Source organism: Streptomyces sp. RKAG337 (assembly GCF_023701715.1).
Lineage (GTDB): Bacteria > Actinomycetota > Actinomycetes > Streptomycetales > Streptomycetaceae > Actinacidiphila.
Genome location: NZ_JAJOZA010000001.1, coordinates 2,577,526 through 2,595,192 on the forward strand (window position 1 = coordinate 2,577,526; position 17,667 = coordinate 2,595,192).

The 17,667-nt window shown below is 72.0% G+C and carries 11 protein-coding genes; 7 read left to right on the forward strand and 4 right to left on the reverse strand.

Annotated features, from left to right (window positions below):
• Positions 1 to 13: 13 nt before the first annotated feature.
• Complete coding sequence (locus LNW73_RS11120; RefSeq protein ID WP_250989799.1) at positions 14 to 445, forward strand: nuclear transport factor 2 family protein; 432 nt, start codon at positions 14 to 16, stop codon at positions 443 to 445.
• Positions 446 to 683: 238 nt separating this feature from the next.
• On the opposite strand, the gene typA is transcribed toward LNW73_RS11120, so the two are convergent.
• Entirely contained in the window at positions 684 to 2,549 is a 1,866-nt protein-coding gene (typA, locus tag LNW73_RS11125) for a translational GTPase TypA (protein WP_138351040.1), read from the reverse strand.
• A gap of 287 nt (positions 2,550 to 2,836) precedes the next feature.
• Complete coding sequence (locus tag LNW73_RS11130; RefSeq protein WP_250989800.1) at positions 2,837 to 4,696, reverse strand: ABC transporter family substrate-binding protein; 1,860 nt, start codon at positions 4,694 to 4,696, stop codon at positions 2,837 to 2,839.
• Positions 4,697 to 5,038: 342 nt separating this feature from the next.
• On the opposite strand from LNW73_RS11130, the gene LNW73_RS11135 reads away from it, so the two are divergent.
• From LNW73_RS11135 to LNW73_RS11160, 6 genes are all read left to right on the forward strand, one after another.
• Positions 5,039 to 5,326, forward strand: a complete 288-nt coding sequence (locus LNW73_RS11135; RefSeq protein ID WP_138351042.1) for a hypothetical protein — start codon at positions 5,039 to 5,041, stop codon at positions 5,324 to 5,326.
• Positions 5,327 to 5,429: 103 nt separating this feature from the next.
• Positions 5,430 to 6,272, forward strand: a complete 843-nt coding sequence (locus LNW73_RS11140; protein ID WP_250977537.1) for a hypothetical protein — start codon at positions 5,430 to 5,432, stop codon at positions 6,270 to 6,272.
• A 21-nt stretch (positions 6,273 to 6,293) separates the two neighbouring features.
• Entirely contained in the window at positions 6,294 to 8,237 is a 1,944-nt protein-coding gene (locus tag LNW73_RS11145; RefSeq protein ID WP_250989801.1) for a fumarate reductase/succinate dehydrogenase flavoprotein subunit, read from the forward strand.
• On the forward strand, positions 8,234 to 8,998 hold the full coding sequence (locus LNW73_RS11150; RefSeq protein ID WP_250977535.1) for a succinate dehydrogenase/fumarate reductase iron-sulfur subunit: 765 nt from the start codon (positions 8,234 to 8,236) through the stop codon (positions 8,996 to 8,998). Before LNW73_RS11145 ends, LNW73_RS11150 begins: the two co-directional genes overlap by 4 nt.
• Before the next feature lie 123 nt (positions 8,999 to 9,121).
• The gene (locus tag LNW73_RS11155; protein WP_250989802.1) at positions 9,122 to 11,179 is read left to right on the forward strand and encodes a TPM domain-containing protein; all 2,058 of its coding nucleotides are present in this window, start codon (positions 9,122 to 9,124) and stop codon (positions 11,177 to 11,179) included.
• Between the two features lie 43 nt (positions 11,180 to 11,222).
• Positions 11,223 to 11,936, forward strand: coding sequence for a PspA/IM30 family protein (locus LNW73_RS11160; protein WP_250977534.1), 714 nt, complete (start codon positions 11,223 to 11,225; stop codon positions 11,934 to 11,936).
• Between the two features lie 44 nt (positions 11,937 to 11,980).
• Here LNW73_RS11160 and LNW73_RS11165 read toward each other — a convergent pair whose 3' ends face one another.
• Together LNW73_RS11165 and LNW73_RS11170 are read right to left on the reverse strand one after the other, a co-directional pair.
• Positions 11,981 to 14,533, reverse strand: a complete 2,553-nt coding sequence (locus tag LNW73_RS11165; protein ID WP_250989803.1) for a SpoIIE family protein phosphatase — start codon at positions 14,531 to 14,533, stop codon at positions 11,981 to 11,983.
• Positions 14,534 to 14,725: 192 nt separating this feature from the next.
• Entirely contained in the window at positions 14,726 to 17,275 is a 2,550-nt protein-coding gene (locus tag LNW73_RS11170; protein ID WP_250989804.1) for a SpoIIE family protein phosphatase, read from the reverse strand.
• Positions 17,276 to 17,667: the final 392 nt, after the last annotated feature.

Consider the following 17,667-nt stretch of genomic DNA (forward strand, 5'->3'; position numbering starts at 1 on the left):
GCCTCACAGTGAGTTGGACCACGCTCGGCGCGAGAAGACGGTGGAGTCGTTCTGGCGCGGGGTCGACACGCACGACTGGGGGCTGGTCGCCTCCACCCTGGCGGAGGGGTTCGTACGCGTCGGGATGCGCGGCGACGAGGACGACACCGTCCGGGGCCGGGAGGCGTATGTGGCGTTCGTCTCACGCGTGACGGAGCGGATGGCCTTCCACCGGCTGGAGTCCCGCCGGACGTTCCTCAGCGCGGACGGCCGGCGGGTGCTCAACGAGGCGGTCGAGACGATCCAGCCGACGGCGGCCGACGAACGGAACGTGATGTCGTTCGCCAACGTCATGGAACTCGGCGAGGACGGGCTCATCACCCGGCTCGACATCTACTGGAAGACCCCGGTACTGCAGCCGCCGGCCTGGATCGTGCCGGGAAGCACCCCGGCGCAGGCACCATGACCGTGGCTCCACCCTGGGTACGCGTCCCCGGGCGCCGGACCGGCTGATCCAAGCCACCAGAGCGCCTGACAGCGGCAGTTGGGGCCCGGGGGTCCGCCCGGGGCGCCGGACGGACTCAGACGGCCCGCGCAGCGCCCTGGAAGGCCCGGAGGGGGCCGGGGACACGTCCCGCAAAGCCCGAGGGGCCCGGGGACACGTCCCCGGGCCCCTCTTCACCCGGTGATCCGGGCGGAAGACGTCAGCGCTTGGCGCGCGAGTACGCCCGGCCGCGCTCCTTCTGGTCCAGGACGACCTTGCGGATACGCACGGTCTCCGGGGTGACCTCGATGCACTCGTCCTCGCGGCAGAACTCGAGGGACTGCTCCAGGGAGAGCCTGCGCGGCGGCACCACGTTCTCGGTGTTGTCCGCGGAGGCGGCGCGCATGTTGGTGAGCTTCTTCTCCTTGGTGATGTTCACGTCCATGTCGTCGGAACGCGAGTTCTCACCGATGATCATGCCCTCGTACACCTCGGTGGTCGCCTCGACGAAGATCACGCCGCGCTCCTGGAGGTTGATCATCGCGAACGGCGTCACGACGCCGGCGCGGTCCGCCACCAGGGAACCGTTGTTACGGGTGCGCAGGTCGCCGAACCACGGCTCGTGACCCTCGAAGATGCTGTGCGCGATACCGGTGCCGCGGGTGTCCGTGAGGAACTCGGTACGGAAACCGATCAGGCCACGGGCCGGGACGATGAACTCCATGCGGACCCAGCCGGAGCCGTGGTTCGTCATGGTCTCCATACGGCCCTTGCGGGTCGCCATCAGCTGGGTGATCGCGCCGAGGTACTCCTCGGGGGTGTCGATCGTCATGCGCTCGACCGGCTCGTGCACCTTGCCGTTGATCGTCTTGGTGACGACCTGCGGCTTGCCGACGGTCAGCTCGAAGCCCTCACGGCGCATCTGCTCGACGAGGATCGCCAGCGCCAGCTCGCCACGGCCCTGGACCTCCCACGCGTCGGGACGCTCGGTCGGCAGCACGCGGAGCGAGACGTTACCGATGAGCTCCTTGTCCAGCCGGTCCTTCACCTGGCGGGCGGTGACCTTGTGGCCCTTGCCGCCCTTGCCGACCAGCGGCGAGGTGTTGGTACCGATGGTCATGGAGATGGCCGGCTCGTCGACCGTGATGAGCGGCAGCGCGACCGGGTTCTCCAGGTCGGCCAGCGTCTCGCCGATGGTGATGTCCGGGATGCCGGCCACGGCGCAGATGTCGCCGGGGCCCGCCATCTCGGCCGGCTTGCGGGTGAGCGCCTCGGTCATCAGCAGCTCGGTGATCTTGACCTGGGTGACCGAACCGTCACGCTTCATCCACGCGACCTGCTGGCCCTTGCGGAGCTCGCCCTCCTCGACGCGGAGGAGCGCGATGCGGCCGAGGAAGTTGTCGGCGTCCAGGTTGGTGACGTGCGCCTGGAGCGGCGCGCCCTCGGTGTACTCGGGGGCGGGGACCGTCGACAGGATGGTGGAGAAGAACGGCTCCAGCGAGTCGCTGTCCGAGGGGACCGTGCCGTTCTCCGGCTTGGTCAGCGAGGCGACGCCGTCACGGGCACAGGCGTAGACGATCGGGAACTCGATCTGCTCCTCGGTCGCGTCCAGGTCCAGGAAGAGGTCGTAGGTCTCGTTGATGACCTCGTCGATCCGGGAGTCCGGGCGGTCCGTCTTGTTGATGCACAGGATGACCGGCAGGTTCGCCGTCAGCGCCTTGCGCAGCACGAAGCGGGTCTGCGGCAGCGGGCCCTCGGAGGCGTCCACGAGGAGCACGACCGCGTCGACCATCGACAGGCCGCGCTCGACCTCACCACCGAAGTCGGCGTGGCCGGGGGTGTCGATGATGTTGATCGTGATGACGTCGCCGCCACCCTTGGGGTGGTACTTCACGGCCGTGTTCTTGGCCAGGATCGTGATGCCCTTCTCACGTTCCAGGTCGTTCGAGTCCATCATGCGGTCGTCGAGGTGCTGGTGGGCAGCGAATGCGCCGGCCTGCTTGAGCATGGCGTCGACAAGGGTCGTCTTGCCGTGGTCGACGTGGGCGACAATGGCGACGTTACGAATATCGTGGCGCGTGGACATGCTGCGGCGCTTCTCCCGGGATCGTGGATGGCTGCGCGTTCCGTGTTGACGCACTCGCCCGCCGGGCAGGACAAGCCGCGGCCTTACCCCATGGTACGGGGCTCGCGGCGACTCGGCCGCCCGGGCGAGGTTTGAACGCCGGTATCACCGGCCCCGCAGGCTCCTTCCGGAGCCGGCGGGACCGGTGGGACGACCGGAAGGACCCGTGGCAGCGGCGGTATCCGCGCGTATTCCGCCATCCGGGCGCCGGGGCGGCCCGATCCGGCAAAAGCGCTGCGCGCGGACCCCTACTTACGGAACCCGATGTCCTGGTATCGGGGGGACTCGAAGCCGAAGGCGCCGGCGTTCGCGACCGTGGGCCGCAGCGCCACGAGCTCGGGGCGCTGGAAGAGCGGGACGGAGCCGGCCGCGGCCCAGATCCGGGAGTCGGCCCGTGCGGCGATGTCGTGGGCCGCCTTCTGGTCCAGTTCCGAGCTCGCCTGGTCGAGCAGCTGGTCGATCTGGTCGGTGCCGACCCGTGAGTAGTTCTGCTCGACGGTCAGCGATCCGTCGGGGGCGGGCAGCGGCTTGGCGAAGATCGGCCGGTCGTCGGTGGCCGGGTAGGCCGTGCCGGGCCAGGAGTACAGGGCCAGATCGAAGTTTCCGGCCGCGACGTGGTCGTGGAAGAAGCTCGTGTCGGCGACCTTGGTGATCTCGGTGCGGACCCCGATCTTCGACAGCATCGCGGCGATCCGGTTCCCCACGTCGGCCAGCATCGGCGAGGTGGAGGGGACGACGAACCGCAGGCTCAGCTGCTTGCCTGCCTTGCGGAGCGTTCCGCTGGGCTCGACCACCGTCACGCCGAGGGCCGGGGCCGCCGCGTCGGGCTTGGCCGGTACCGGAGCGGCGGGCTTGGCCGGGTTGGCGGCCTTGGCCCCGGGCTGCGACTGCGGTGCGGTGTGCTCCCAGCCCGCGTCCGCGAGCAGCGCCTGGACCTGGCCCGCGTCCGCGGAGCCGAGGGCCGAGCTGTGGTCCGCGTAGCCGTTCTGCGAGGCGAGGACCAGGTGGTTGCCGAGCGGCTTGGCGGGCAGGCCGAGCGGCTTCAGCACGGCGTCGGCGATGGCCTGCCGGTCGACGGCGCGGGCCACCGCGCGGCGGACCCGTTCGTCGGCCAGCGGGCCCGTGCTGCCGTTGAGGGCGAGCTGCGAGTACGCGGCCCCGGGGGCCTTGCGGACGGCGAGCTTCTTGGCGGCCGCGGCCTTGCGGACCGAGGCGAGGGCGCTCGGGTCCAGCGCCGCGACGTCCAGCTTTCCGCCGGTCAGCGCGGTGGCGCGGCCCGCGGACGGTACGACGGTCAGCACCAGCTGGTCGAGCTTGGCGCGCTGGCCCCACCAGGCCGGGTTCCTGACCAGGGTGACGGCGCCCCCGGTGCGGTTCACGTCCTTGATCCTGAACGGCCCGGCGACGGCGGTGAGCGCGGAGCGGGCGCCTTCGTTGAAGGCGTCCGGGCTGCCGGTCACGGCCTTGGGATAGAGGGGTGTGAACAGCGACCGCCAGTCGGCGTACGGGGCGGCGAAGGTGACCTTGACCTCATGGCTGTCCGCGCCCTGGCTGACGTCCGCGATCCGGTCGTAGCCGGCGTTGCGCGCGGTCCAGTACGCGGCGTTCCGGCCGCTCAGCGCCTTCCACTGCGCGCTGAAGTCGTCGGCGCCGACGGCCCGGCCGTCGCTCCACTTCGCCTTCGGGTTGAGCTTGTACGACACGACCTGCTTCGGCTCGGTCTCGACGACCGAGGCGTCGGCCAGGAAGTCCGCGTCCCGCTGCGGGGCGCCGCGGTTGTCGAGGCGGAACATCACGGGCAGCACGGCGCCGGCGATCCGGGCCGTGTCCTCGTCGGCGTCCGCCTGGTAGGCGTTGAGGGTGGCCGGTACGCCGTCGACGGCCCAGCGCAGTGTTCCGCCGTCCTTGACGCCGGCGCGGGGCGCGGCGGCGATGTCGGTGCCCGAGACGACCGCGCCCGCGGTGGTCTCGGCGGAGCAGCCGGCGAGGGCGAGCGCGGCGGCACCCAGGAGGGCCGCACCGCGCAGCCCCGGCCCGGTGGGCCGGGGGCGATGCCGGGGCCGGGGCTCTGCCCCGCCTACGGATGCGGGAATGACGCTGCGGGACATGGGTCAGGTACCTCCGCGGGCTCTCCGGCCGCCTTCGGTCCGGCATACGCCTTCGGGACGTGCACCAGTAATACTCAGTTGGCGGTATTTGTCGCTTATCGGACCTACTGAATGCGACAGGTACCCGCGCGGCGGCGCGACACGGCGCGAACCGGGCCACAGGCCACCCGAACGGCGGCGGGGCGCCCACCGGGGGCCCGCGCGGGCGCGCGGCCGGGGCGTGATCCCGGGCCGGGCGCCATTTCCCCTGCACGCGCTCTTCCCAATGGCGCATGTGACGCGCGACACTCGCTTCCGCATGAGCGTCACCAACCGCACTGCGGCAGAGCTGAGGGCAAATCCATGTCCCTGCAAGACGATCTGACATCGGTTCAGCGCCGGCTGGACGACCTGGTCCGCTGCGTGGGCCGACTGGAGCAGCACGTCGGGAACAGCCTCGACATGCGTCGTGTACGTGCCGACGCGGACCACCTCCGCGAGAGCCTGACCCTGCTGCGCGAGGCCGCGCCGTCCGCCGCCCCACCGGGCCCGGTGGAGATGGTGATCGTGCCCGACACCCCGTACGACCCCGCGCTGTGGTCCGACTGCGAGGACGAAGGCCTGGGATCACCCCACGGCCACGCGCCGTAACAGCGCCTCCCCACAGCCGCGGGCCTCCCCGCGACCGCAGAGCCAGCCCGTCACCGCAGCCGTCACCGGCTCCCGCCCCTTCCGCTCCCCTCCGGAGTACGCATTGGCCACCGGAACCACCTCCAGCACCGAGTCCGCCGACAGCAGTCCCGCCCGCCGCGGTGTCCACACGCAGGGGCGCGCGGCCATTCAGAACCGACATCTGCGGACCGACCGGTGGTGGGTTCCGCCCCTGGTGACCGCGCTCGGGCTGGGGGCGTTCGTCGTCTACTCGACGTGGCGCGCGTTCGCGAACGGGGACTACTACGCGGCGCCGTACGTCTCGCCGTTCTACTCCCCGTGCCTGGCGTCGAACTGCACCGACATGAACGGCGGCGCCGACTGGCACCTCTTCGGGAGCTGGTGGGGCATCTCCCCGGCCCTGATCGTGCTGATCTTCCCGCTCGGCTTCCGGCTCACCTGCTACTACTACCGCAAGGCGTACTACCGCGGGTTCTGGGCCTCGCCCCCCGCCTGCGCCGTCGCCGAGCCGCACGCCACGTACACCGGTGAGACGCGGTTCCCGCTGATCCTGCAGAACATCCACCGGTACTTCTTCTACTTCGCGATCCCGGTCGCCGGGATCCTGACGTACGACGTGGTGCTGAGCTTCCGCGACGAGGACGGCAACTGGGGCCACGCGGGCCTCGGCACCCTCGTGATGCTGGTGAACATCACCCTGATCTGGGCGTACACCTTCTCCTGCCACTCCTGCCGGCACATCATCGGCGGCCGGCTGAAGCACTTCTCCAAGCACCCGGTGCGGTTCCGCCTCTGGGGCTGGGTCGGCAAGCTCAACCGGCACCACATGCTGCTCGCCTGGGTCTCGCTGATCAGCGTGGCACTCGCGGACTTCTACGTATATCTCGTCGCCAGCGGCGCCTTCGACGACCCGCGGTTCTTCTAAACGAAGGGGATGCCAACAAGCATGACGCAAGTCGAAAGGCACACTTACGACGTGGTCGTCGTCGGCGCGGGCGGAGCAGGTCTGCGCGCCGCCATCGAGGCCCGCGAGCAGGGCATGCGCACGGCGGTCATCTGCAAATCGCTGTTCGGCAAGGCGCACACGGTGATGGCCGAGGGCGGCATCGCGGCCAGCATGGGCAACGCCAACTCCAACGACAACTGGGAAGTGCACTTCCGCGACACCATGCGCGGCGGGAAGTTCCTCAACCAGTGGCGGATGGCCGAGCTGCACGCCCGCGAGGCGCCCGACCGGGTGTGGGAGCTGGAGACCTGGGGCGCGCTCTTCGACCGCACCAAGGACGGCCGGATCTCGCAGCGCAACTTCGGCGGCCACGAGTACCCGCGGCTCGCGCACGTCGGCGACCGGACCGGCCTGGAGCTGATCCGCACCCTCCAGCAGAAGATCGTCTCCCTGCAGCAGGAGGACTTCGCCGAGTTCGGCGACTACGAGGCGCGGCTCAAGGTCTTCCAGGAGTGCACGGTCACCCGGGTGCTCAAGGACGGCCCGGCGGTCAGCGGGGTCTTCGGCTACATCCGCGAGTCGGGCCGGCTGTTCGTCATCGAGAGCCCGGCCGTGGTCCTCGCGACCGGCGGCATCGGCAAGTCCTTCAAGGTGACCTCCAACTCATGGGAGTACACCGGCGACGGGCACGCGCTGGCGCTGCTCGCGGGCGCGCCGCTCATCAACATGGAGTTCATCCAGTTCCACCCCACCGGGATGGTCTGGCCACCGTCCGTCAAGGGCATCCTCGTCACCGAGTCGGTGCGCGGCGACGGCGGGGTGCTGCGCAACAGCGACGGCAAACGGTTCATGTTCGACTACATCCCGGACGTGTTCAAGGAGAAGTACGCGCAGTCCGAGCAGGAGGCCGACGGCTGGTACGCCGATCCGGAGAAGTTCCGCCGGCCACCGGAGCTGCTCCCCCGCGACGAGGTGGCCCGCGCCATCAACTCCGAGGTCAAGGCGGGCCGCGGCACCCCGCACGGCGGGGTCTTCCTCGACGTGTCGACCCGGCTGCCCGCCGAGGAGATCAAACGGCGGCTGCCGTCGATGCACCACCAGTTCAAGGAACTCGCCGACGTCGACATCACCGCGGAACCCATGGAGGTCGGCCCGACCTGCCACTACATGATGGGCGGCGTCGACGTGGAGCCCGACACCGCGGCGGCCCGCGGCGTGCCGGGGCTGTACGCGGCGGGCGAGGTGGCCGGCGGGATGCACGGCTCGAACCGGCTGGGCGGCAATTCCCTCTCCGACCTGCTGGTCTTCGGCCGCCGGGCCGGACTGCACGCCTCGGAGTACGTGGCCGCGCTCGGCACCGGGCGGCCCGCCGTCCCCGAGGACCAGATCGACAGCGCGGCGGCCGAGGCGCTGCGCCCGTTCAGCGCGGAGGCCTCCGACCCGGACCTGCCGCAGGGGCAGGTCGCGGAGAACCCGTACACCCTCCACCAGGAACTGCAGCAGGCCATGAACGACCTGGTCGGCATCATCCGCCGGGCCCCGGAGATGGCGGAGGCGCTCAGCCGCCTCACCGATCTGCGGATGCGCTCGCGGCGGGCCGGCGTCGAGGGCCACCGGCAGTTCAACCCCGGCTGGCACCTGGCGATCGACCTGCGGAACATGCTGCTGGTCAGCGAGTGCGTGGCCCGCGCCGCCCTGGAGCGCACCGAGAGCCGCGGCGGCCACACCCGCGAGGACCACCCCGGCATGGACCGGGCCTGGCGGAAGGTCAATCTCGTCTGCGAGCTGTCCGACCCCAGCGGCGGGCTCGCCGACACCGACCCGGAACGCGGCCAGGTCACGCTCCGGCACCGCGACATGGACCCGATGCGGGACGACCTCCTCGCCCTGTTCGAGAAGGAAGAACTGCTGAAGTATCTGACGGACGAGGAGTTGGCCCCGTGACGTACACAGCACACTTCAAGGTGTGGCGGGGCGACGCCGACGGCGGGGACCTGAACGACTACCAGGTGGAAGTGAACGAGGGCGAGGTCGTCCTCGACATCATCCACCGGCTGCAGGCCACCCAGGCGTCCGATCTCGCGGTCCGCTGGAACTGCAAGGCCGGCAAGTGCGGCTCGTGCAGCGCGGAGATCAACGGCAGGCCGAGCCTGCTGTGCATGACGCGGATGTCGGTCTTCACGGCCGAGGAGACCGTCACCGTCACCCCGATGCGGGCGTTCCCCGTCATCCGGGACCTGGTGACGGACGTGTCCTTCAACTACGCGAAGGCCCGCGAGGTGCCGGCGTTCGTGCCGCCGGCCGGTCTCAAGCCGGGCGAGTACCGGATGCAGCAGCAGGACGTGGAACGCTCCCAGGAGTTCCGCAAGTGCATCGAGTGCTTCCTGTGCCAGGACACCTGCCACGTGGTCCGCGACCACGAGGAGAACAAGATCGCCTTCTCCGGGCCGCGCTTCCTGATGCGGATCGCCGAGCTCGACATGCATCCGCTGGACGCGGCCGCCGAGGAGGGCCTGGACCGCAAGGTGTCGGCCCAGGACGACCACGGGCTCGGCTACTGCAACATCACCAAGTGCTGCACCGAGGTCTGCCCGGAACACATCAAGATCACCGACAACGCGCTCATCCCGCTCAAGGAGCGGGCGGTCGACCGCAAGTACGACCCGCTGGTCTGGCTGGGCAACAAGATCCTGCGGCGGCCGTAACCGCACCGTACGGCCTCCGGCACTCGGCCGGAGGCCGTACGGTCGCGATTCGTACAAACCGCGCATACGCTCCCGAACAGAGCCACGCCGCAGGCGCGTGGCGCGGCGAAGGGCGCGTACCGGATGCGGCGACTCGGCGGAATCGTGGTGCTCCTCGGCGCCCTGCTGCTGCCGCTCGCCGGCACCACCGGCACCGCGCACGCCGACGACCCGATCACGCTGTCGCGCACGGGCCAGATCACCGACAAGGTCGGCGCGCTGGGCGACCGTAAGCAGCAGGTGGCGGACGCGCTCGAGAAGCTCTACGCCGGCCATCGGATCCAGCTCTTCGTCGCCTATGTGAACGGCTTCTCCGGGCGGGACGCCCAGGAGTGGGCCAATGCCACCGCGCAGCGCAACGGCCTCGGGCAGAACGACGTGCTGCTGGCCGTCGCGACGCACGACCGGCAGTACGCGGTCTCCGCCGACCAGACCTCGGGGTTCACCCAGGCGCAGCTGGACGAGGTGAACCGCTCGGCGGTCGAGCCCGCGCTGAAGCAGAACGACTGGGCGGGCGCCGCCATCGGCGCGGCGAACGGGTTCGGGGCGGTGCTCGGCGGGCAGCCGGTCGTGGCGCCCGCGATCACGCCGGGGACCGAGGATCCGGGCGGCGGCCCGGACGGGAACGGGTCGAGCAGCCTGTGGATCCCGGTCGCGGCGGTCGGCAGCGCGGGTGTGCTCGGCGCGCTGGTGTACTCGCGGCGCAAACGGGGCGGCCGGGGCGTGCCGCCGCAGGGCGGCGGCTGGGGCACCGGGGGCGAGAAGCCCCGGGTCACGCCGCTCCCGGAGCTCGACGCCCAGGCGAAGCAGTTGCTGGTGGAGACGGACGACGCCGTGCGCACCAGCCAGGAGGAGCTCGGCTTCGCGGCGGCGCAGTTCGGTGACGAGGCGGCCCAGCCGTTCACCGAGGCGGTCTCGTACGCGCGCGGTGAGCTGACCGCCGCCTTCCGGCTGCGGCAGAAGCTCGACGACGCCTTTCCCGAGGACGAGGCGACCCGGCGGCAGATGCTCGACGAGATCCTGAGCCGCTGCACCCAGGCGAACCGCCGGCTGGACGCCGAGTCCGACGCGTTCGACCGGTTGCGGGCGCTGGAGTCCAACGCCCCGCAGGCGCTCGCGCAGGCCGAGGCGACCGCGGCGGCGCTCGACGCGCATGTGACCGCGGCCGAGACCGCGATCGGCACGCTCACCCGGACGTACGCGGACGCGGCCGTCGAACCGGTCACCGGCCATCCGGCCGAGGCGCGGGACCGGCTGGTGTTCGCCGGGACCGCGATCGACGGGGCCCGGAAGGCGATCGACGCGGGCGACATGTCCCGGGCGGCGGTGTTCGTACGGGCCGCCGAGGGCGCCCTCGACCAGGCCGGGACGCTCGCCGAGTCGGTGGTACGCCGTGCGGAGGAACTGGAGCAGGCCGACGCCCGGCTCCAGGACGCGCTGACCGAGACCGACACCGACCTGGCCGATGCCAAGGGGCTGCTCAGCGGGACCGCCGACGGGGCGCCGACGGCCGATCTGCGGGGCCGCATAGCCCGCGCCGAGTCCGTCCTCGCCGACGTACGGCAGGAGCTGAGGGCCGGCCGCCATGACCCGATCTCGGGGCTCCGCCGGATCGAGGAGGCGGACGCCGCTCTCGACGCGGCACTGACCGGCGCCCGCGAGGGAGCCGTGAACGAACAGCGGGCCCGCGGTCTGCTCGGCCAGGCCCTGCTGGCGGCCCGCAGCGAGGTGGCCGCGGCCCGGGACGTCATCACCACGCACCGCGGCGCGATCGGCAGCCAGGCCCGTACCCGGCTCGCCGAGGCCGAACGGCGGCTGGAGCAGGCCGAGTCGCTGGCCGCCACCGATGCGGCGGGCGCGCTCTCCGAGGCCCAGCAGGCCGACCAACTGGCACGTCAGGCACAGCAGTTCGCCCAGCAGGACGTGAGCGGCGGCGGCTTCGGCGGTGGGGGGTTCGGCGGTGGCGGGCGCGGCGGTGGGGGGATGAGCGGCGCCGTGCTGGGCGGGATCATCCTCGGCGGAATCCTGAACGGCGGCGGGGGCGGGGGCGGGTTCGGCGGCGGTTTCGGCGGGGGCGGGGGTCCCGGGAGCTTCGGCGGCGGCGGTACCCGGGGCCGGATGGGCGGCGGCGGCCGCTTCTGACCAGCTCCTTGCTTCTTCTACCTACCTGTGAAGGAACCCAGCCATGACGAAGCAGACGATCCTCGGCCGTGTGACCCAGCTCGCGAAGGCCAACATCAACGCGCTCCTCGACCAGGCCGAGGACCCGCAGAAGATGCTCGACCAGCTCATCCGCGACTACAGCAACAACATCTCCGAGGCCGAGGAGGCGGTCGCCGCCACCATCGGCAATCTCCGGCTGATGGAGCAGGACCACGACGAGGACGTGGCGGCCGCCGCGGAATGGGGCGGCAAGGCCCTCGCCGCCAGCAAGAAGGCCGACGAGCTGCGGGCCGCCGGGAACACCGCGGACGCCGACCGCTTCGACAACCTCGCGAAGGTCGCGCTCGGCCGCCAGGTCACGTCGGAGAAGGAGGCGAAGACCGCGGAGCCGGTCATCGCGAGCCAGACCGAGATCGTCGACAAGCTCAAGTCCGGGCTCGACCAGATGCGCACCAAGCTGGGTGAACTGCAGGGCAGGCGGGACTCGCTGGTGGCCCGCGCCAAGTCCGCGCAGGCGCAGAACCAGATGATGGACGCGGCCAAGAACATCAACGTGCTCGACCCCACCAGCGAGTTGGGCCGCTTCGAGGACAAGGTCCGGCGCGAGGAGGCCAAGGCGAAGGGCAAGGAGGAGCTGGCCGCGTCCTCGCTGGACGCCCAGTTCGAGAGCCTCGACACCCTCTCGGACAGCGCGGAGGTCGAGGCCAGGCTCGCCGCCCTCAAGACCGTCAAGTAGCCGGCCCCGGGCTGCCCGGCGCCTGGTACACGCTCAGCTAGGGCCTAGTACATGCTCAGCAGCTCGTCCACGGTCGGTTCCCGCCCCGGCCCGCCGGGGCCGCCGCCCGGCAGGGCGAGCTCGAACCAGACGGTCTTCCCGCGGTGGGTGCGGCGGCTGCCCCAGCTCTCGCTGAGCAGGCTGACGAGCTGGAGGCCGCGGCCGCCCTCGTCGGTGTCGCGGGCGCGCCGCCGCCTGGGCTGGACCAGCGCGCCGTCCCAGACCTCGCAGACGAGGGTGCGGTCGCGCAGCAGCCGCAGCCGGATGTCGCCGTCGCCGTGCCGCAGGGCGTTGGTGACCAGCTCGCTGACGAGCAGTTCCGTGGTGTCGACGAGCTCCTCCAGGCCCCAGGAGATGAGCCGTTCGCGGGCGTACTCACGGGCGCGGGCGACCGAGGCGGGGTGCGGCTCCAGCGTCCAGTCCCCGACGGAGTCGGCCGGCAGACCGTGGACGCGGGCCATCAGGAGGGCGATGTCGTCCTCGCCGTGGGCGGTGTCCAGCGTCGCGAGGATGTGGTCGCAGACGTCCTCCAGGGGACGCTGCGGATCGTCGAACGCGGCGCGGAGCGCTTCGAGGCCCTCGTCCAGCGGATGGTTGCGGGACTCGACGAGGCCGTCGGTGTAGAGCCCGAGGAGCGCGCCGTCCGGGAGCTCGACGTCGACCTCCTCGAAGGGCTCGCCGCCCACCCCGAGCGGCATCCCGGTGGGGACCTCCAGCATGAGCGCGGGCCCGCCCGGCTCGACGACCACCGGCGGCAGGTGCCCGGCGTTGGCGATCGTGCAGCGCCGGGTGACCGCGTCGTACACGGCGTAGACGCAGGTGGCGAGGTAGACCTCGGTGAGGTCCGTGCCACCGCGGTCCTTGCCGCGCCGGCTGCGGGTCTCGGGCGGCGCGCCGAGCCCGCGGGCCACCTCGTCGAGTGCGGTGAGCACCTCGGCCGGTTCCAGGTCGAGCAGCGCCAGTGTCCTTACGGCGGTGCGGAGTTCACCCATCGCCACGGCGGCGCGCAGGCCGCGGCCCATGACGTCGCCGACGACGAGCGCGGTGCGGTGCCCCGGCAGCTCGATGACGTCGAACCAGTCGCCGCCGACCTCGGTCTCCATGTTGCCCGGCAGATAGCGACAGGCGATGTCCAGCCCGGCCGCCTCCGGATTGCCCGGTGGCAGCAGGCTGCGCTGCAGTATCAGCGCCCGCTCGTGCTCGCGCCGGTACAGCCGCGCGTTGTCGATACAGACCGCGGCGCGCGCGGCGAGCTCCTCGGCGAGCATCCGGTCCCGCTCCGAGAACGGCTCGCTGCCCTTGGCCCGGGAGAACTGCACCAGGCCGAGGACGGTGTCACGGGCGACCATCGGGACGATCAGCGTGGACTGGACGAGCGCGCCGCCCAGGTCCGGCTCGGGGTCCACCCCCAGCATCTGCGTCTGGGCGGTCCTGAGCGCGCTGGCGCAGGGCGAGTTGAACGGATGGCGGTGGACGGATCCGACGGGCACCGAACCGTCCTCGCCGTCATCGCCCAGGATCGCGGAGGGCGCGTTCGAGACGGCGCTGGCGAACGCCACCCGGCGCACCTCGCCGCTGCCGTCCGACGTACCCCCGAGGTCCTCCTCGCCGACGAGCAGCGCCTGGTACAGGTCGACGGAGGCCAGGTCGCAGAAGTGCGGCACGGCGACGTCGAGCAGTTCACGGGCGGTGGTCTCCAGGTCCAGCGAGTTGCCGATCCGCACCCCGGCCTCGTTGAGCAGGGCGAGATTGCGGCGGGCGTGCGCGGCCTCGCGCTCGGCCCGCTGCCGCCCCGTGACGTCCATGGCGAGCCCGGCGACCCCTATCGGCCGCCCGCTGCCGCTGTGCAGCCGGTACAGCGAGATCGCCCAGCGGCGGCGCCCGCTCTCCCCCGGCACGGTGCCGACCAGCGGCATGTCCAGGACCGGATCGCCGCTCTCCAGCACCTGGCGCAGCGCGGCGGTGAGCCGGTCGGCCTCGACCCGGGACAGGAAGTCGTGCGGGCCGCGGCCGCGGTGCTCCTCGGCGGTGCGGCCGAAGACGGTCGCGAAACGTTCGTTGACGCGCAGCAGCCGCAGATGGGTGTCGAAGAGGACGAAGCCCATCGGGGACTGCCCGAAGACGGCCTGCGAGGCCGCCAGGTCGGTCTCTATCTGCCGCAGCGACGAGACGTCGACGGCGATGCACAGCGCCCCCCGGTCGGCGGGCATCACATAGATCTCGGCGATGCCCTCGGTACCGGCGGCGTCACGGTAGGGCGCGAGGCCTATCCACTCCCTGCCGTCCAGGCCCCTCTGCAAATTAAGGGGAGCCGCGACCCGCTCATGGCCGCGGTCCCAGGTGTCCGGCGGCGCGAACGCGGTGATGGGGTCCTTGCCGAGCGCCTGCGCGGCCGGCACCCCGAAGAACTCGGCGGCCCGGTCGCTCCACTGGTCGATCCGCCCGTCGGGGCCGATCGAGAAGGAGGCCACGCGGATGTAGTCGTAGATCGAACCCGGCGGGCTGGACTGCCAGACCGTGGCCCGGGGAGAAGTGCTCCCGCCCCGCTCATCAGACACATCGGCCCCCGCTGGCACGTCGTTCACTAGCCCGACCCCTCCAGCTCAGCACACATGGACCGGTTTGGAGCCGAGTATTCAGCATCACGACCGTCCCGCACACGGTCTTGACGATCACAGCATCATCTCGGCTCCCACTGGTTCCCGTTCGCCTCTACTCGCTACCCGGTGGGGAGTCGCTGAACCACTCTGTCAGGTGCTGGCCACGGCGGGAGGCATCGCCAGCTCGAACCAGACCGTCTTGCCGAGCCGCCCGTGCCGGGTGCCCCAGCGCCGTGAGGCCCGCGCGACGAGTTGCAGACCGCGCCCGCCCTCGTCCTCGGTGGTGGCCTCGCGTTCCAGCGGCGGATCGGGGAGCGGGTCGGAAACCTCGACGAGCAGCGAGCCGCCGCGCACCATCCGTACGCCGATCGGACCGTGCGCGTACCGCAGGGAGTTGGTGACCAGCTCGCTGACGAGCAGCACCGTCACATCGGTCAGCGATTCGAGATGCCAGTCGGCGAGGGTCTCGCGGACATGGCGGCGGGCCCGCCGCACGGCACTGGGCTCGGCCGGGAACGTCCACGAGGCGGTGCTGCCCTCGGGGAGGCCGCCGAGCCGGGCCATCAGCAGGGCCACGTCGTCCGGCTCCCGGCCCGGCACCATCGTCGCGAGCAGGTCGTCACAGGCGTCCTCCAGTGAGGAGAGGGGCCGGGACAGCACCGTGGAGAGCCGGTCCAGACCGTCGGTGATGTCCTCGCCGCGCGCCTCGACCAGCCCGTCGGTGTAGAGCACCAGCACCGTGCCGTCCGGCACGTCCAGCTCCACGGACTCGAACTCCACGCCCTCGACGCCGAGCGGCGCCCCCGACGGCATCTCCAGCAGGGTCGCCCCGCACCCCGCGAAGCCGCACTCCTCGCCCGGATAGACCAGCACCGGCGGCAGGTGCCCGGCCTTGGCGAGGGTGCAGCGCCGGGTCGCGGGGTCGTAGACGGCGTACACGACGGTGGCCATCCAGCCCTCGTCCTGGTCCTGGGCCAGGTCGTCGCCGAGGTCGTTGACGCGGCGCAGCAGTTCGTGCGGCGGCATGTCGAGCCCGGCGAGGGTCCGGACCGCGGTACGCAGCCGGCCCATGGTCGCGGCGGCGCCGAGCCCGTGCCCCATCACATCGCCGATGACGAACGCGACCCGGCCGCCGGCCAGCGGGATCACGTCGAACCAGTCGCCGCCCACCTCGGTACCGCTGCTGCCCGGCACGTACCGGAAGGCGACCTCGACGCCCTGCGGCTGCGGAACGGTCTGCGGCAGCAGGCTGCGCTGCAGCATCAGGGCGCCCTCGCGCTCCCGGACGTACAGCCGCGCGTTGTCCAGCCCGGAGCCCGCCCGGTCGGCGAGCTCCATCGCCAGCGCCAGGTCGTCGCGGTCGAACGGCTCCCTGCCGTCGGCCCGGCTGACCACCAGCAGCCCCAGCACGACGCCGCGCGCCCGCAGCGGCAGCACCAGCAGCGAGTGGATGCCCAGCTCCATGGTGGCCCGCACCTTGGGGTCGCCGGGGAACGTCGTCGCGAGCAACTGCTCGTTGTTCTCCACCAGCTGCGGCCGCCCGGTGGCCAGCACCGTGCCGAAGATGGACTTGCGGGTGAACGAGATGACCGAGCCCAGCTTGATCATCCGGTCCACCTCGGGACCCTGCCGGATCGCGCCCACGCCCAACTGCCGCATCGGCGTGCTCTCGCTGTACTGCACCGTCGGCAGCTCCCCGCCGTCGGCGACCGCCGCGTGCAGGATCACCCCCGAGTAGTCGCTGAACCTCGGCACCAGCGCCCGCGCCAGCTCCTCCGCGCCCCGCCGCACGTCCAGCAGGCCGCCGATCCGCGCACCGACGTCGTTCAGCAGCGCCAGCCGGCTGCGCGCCCGCTCGACCTTGTCGGCCGCCTCCTTCCGCTCGGTCACGTCCATCACCGTCGCGCTGATGCCCAGCACCCGGCCCGCCCGGTCCTCCAGACGGTGGTAGGAGATGGAGCGGTGGCCGAGGCCGCGCGGGGCCAGCATCATCAGGTCGATGACGGGGCGGCCGGTGGCCAGCACCGCACGCTGCAACGTGGTCAGCTCGGCGGCCGCCCCCGGGTCGTCGACGATCTCGCTGACGGTCCGGCCGATGTGTTCCGCGGAGGACAGCCCGTTCATCCGGGCCAGCGCCTCGTTGACCCGTACGTAGCGCAGCTCCGTGTCGAAGACCGCGACGCCCAGCGGTGACGAGTCGTAGAGCGCGTCCAGCGCGGCGAGGTCGTGCTCCAGGGTGCGCAGCCGGGCCGTCTCGGCGACCGAGGCGAGGACGAACGGCCGGCCGTCCCCGTCCACCAGCAGTGACGCGCGCGCCTCGACCTGCACGCTGTGGCCGTCGCGGTGCCGCAGCGACAGGATGCCGTCCCAGCGGCCGTTGCGCAGCAGGTCGGCCAGGATCCGCTCGGCCCTGCCGGGCTCGGGCACCGCCGCCATCCGGCGGGCGCCGCCACCCGCCGCCTCACCCATGTCGAAGAGCCCGCCGACGCGGCGCCCGACGATGTGCTCCCCCGCCCACCCCAGCATCTCCTCTGCCAGAGGGCTCCACAGCAACACCCGGCCCGACGTGTCCAGCATGACGACGGCCACCCGCAGCGTGTCCAGCAACGTGCCCGTCGGGCTGTCCCCGGCCTCGCCCACCGGCCCCGGCTGCAGCCCACCGCGCCTCCGCGCCCCCGCCGCCTCATCGCTGCTGCTCAAGCCGTCCACATCGTCCCTGACCGAATCGGGCCGGATCGCCCGGCTATGAAGAGGGATCAACCCCCACATACCCGATATCTCCCCCTCCGTACCGCGCCGCTTCTGGCGCGGTGGGGGGAGTACGGCGGGGGCGACCGCCGCCGGGGGGCGGGGCGGGCGCCGGTGGCGGGCGGGGGCCCGCGGTGCCGGGGGTCCGCCTGCGGCGCGCGGGGATCGCGCCCTCAGTCGGGGGTACGGCCTCGGCGGGGGGCGGGTGCTGCGGCGCGAGGCCCGCCACCGGTGGCGGGCGCGGGACCTCCGGCGCCGCGAGGTCCGCCTGCGGCGCGGTGGGGGATCGCGCCCTCAGTCAGGGAAGGGCGCTGCGGCGCGGGGCCCGCCTCCGGTGGCGGGCG

Bases quoted from the DNA above. Each gene is read 5' to 3' on its own strand.
- LNW73_RS11155 (WP_250989802.1), top strand. From the start codon at position 9,122: ATGCGGCGACTCGGCGGAATCGTGGTGCTCCTCGGCGCCCTGCTGCTG.
- LNW73_RS11160 (WP_250977534.1), top strand. From the start codon at position 11,223: ATGACGAAGCAGACGATCCTCGGCCGTGTGACCCAGCTCGCGAAGGCC.
- LNW73_RS11145 (WP_250989801.1), top strand. From the start codon at position 6,294: ATGACGCAAGTCGAAAGGCACACTTACGACGTGGTCGTCGTCGGCGCG.
- LNW73_RS11135 (WP_138351042.1), top strand. From the start codon at position 5,039: ATGTCCCTGCAAGACGATCTGACATCGGTTCAGCGCCGGCTGGACGAC.
- typA (WP_138351040.1), bottom strand. From the start codon at position 2,549: ATGTCCACGCGCCACGATATTCGTAACGTCGCCATTGTCGCCCACGTC.
- LNW73_RS11130 (WP_250989800.1), bottom strand. From the start codon at position 4,696: ATGTCCCGCAGCGTCATTCCCGCATCCGTAGGCGGGGCAGAGCCCCGG.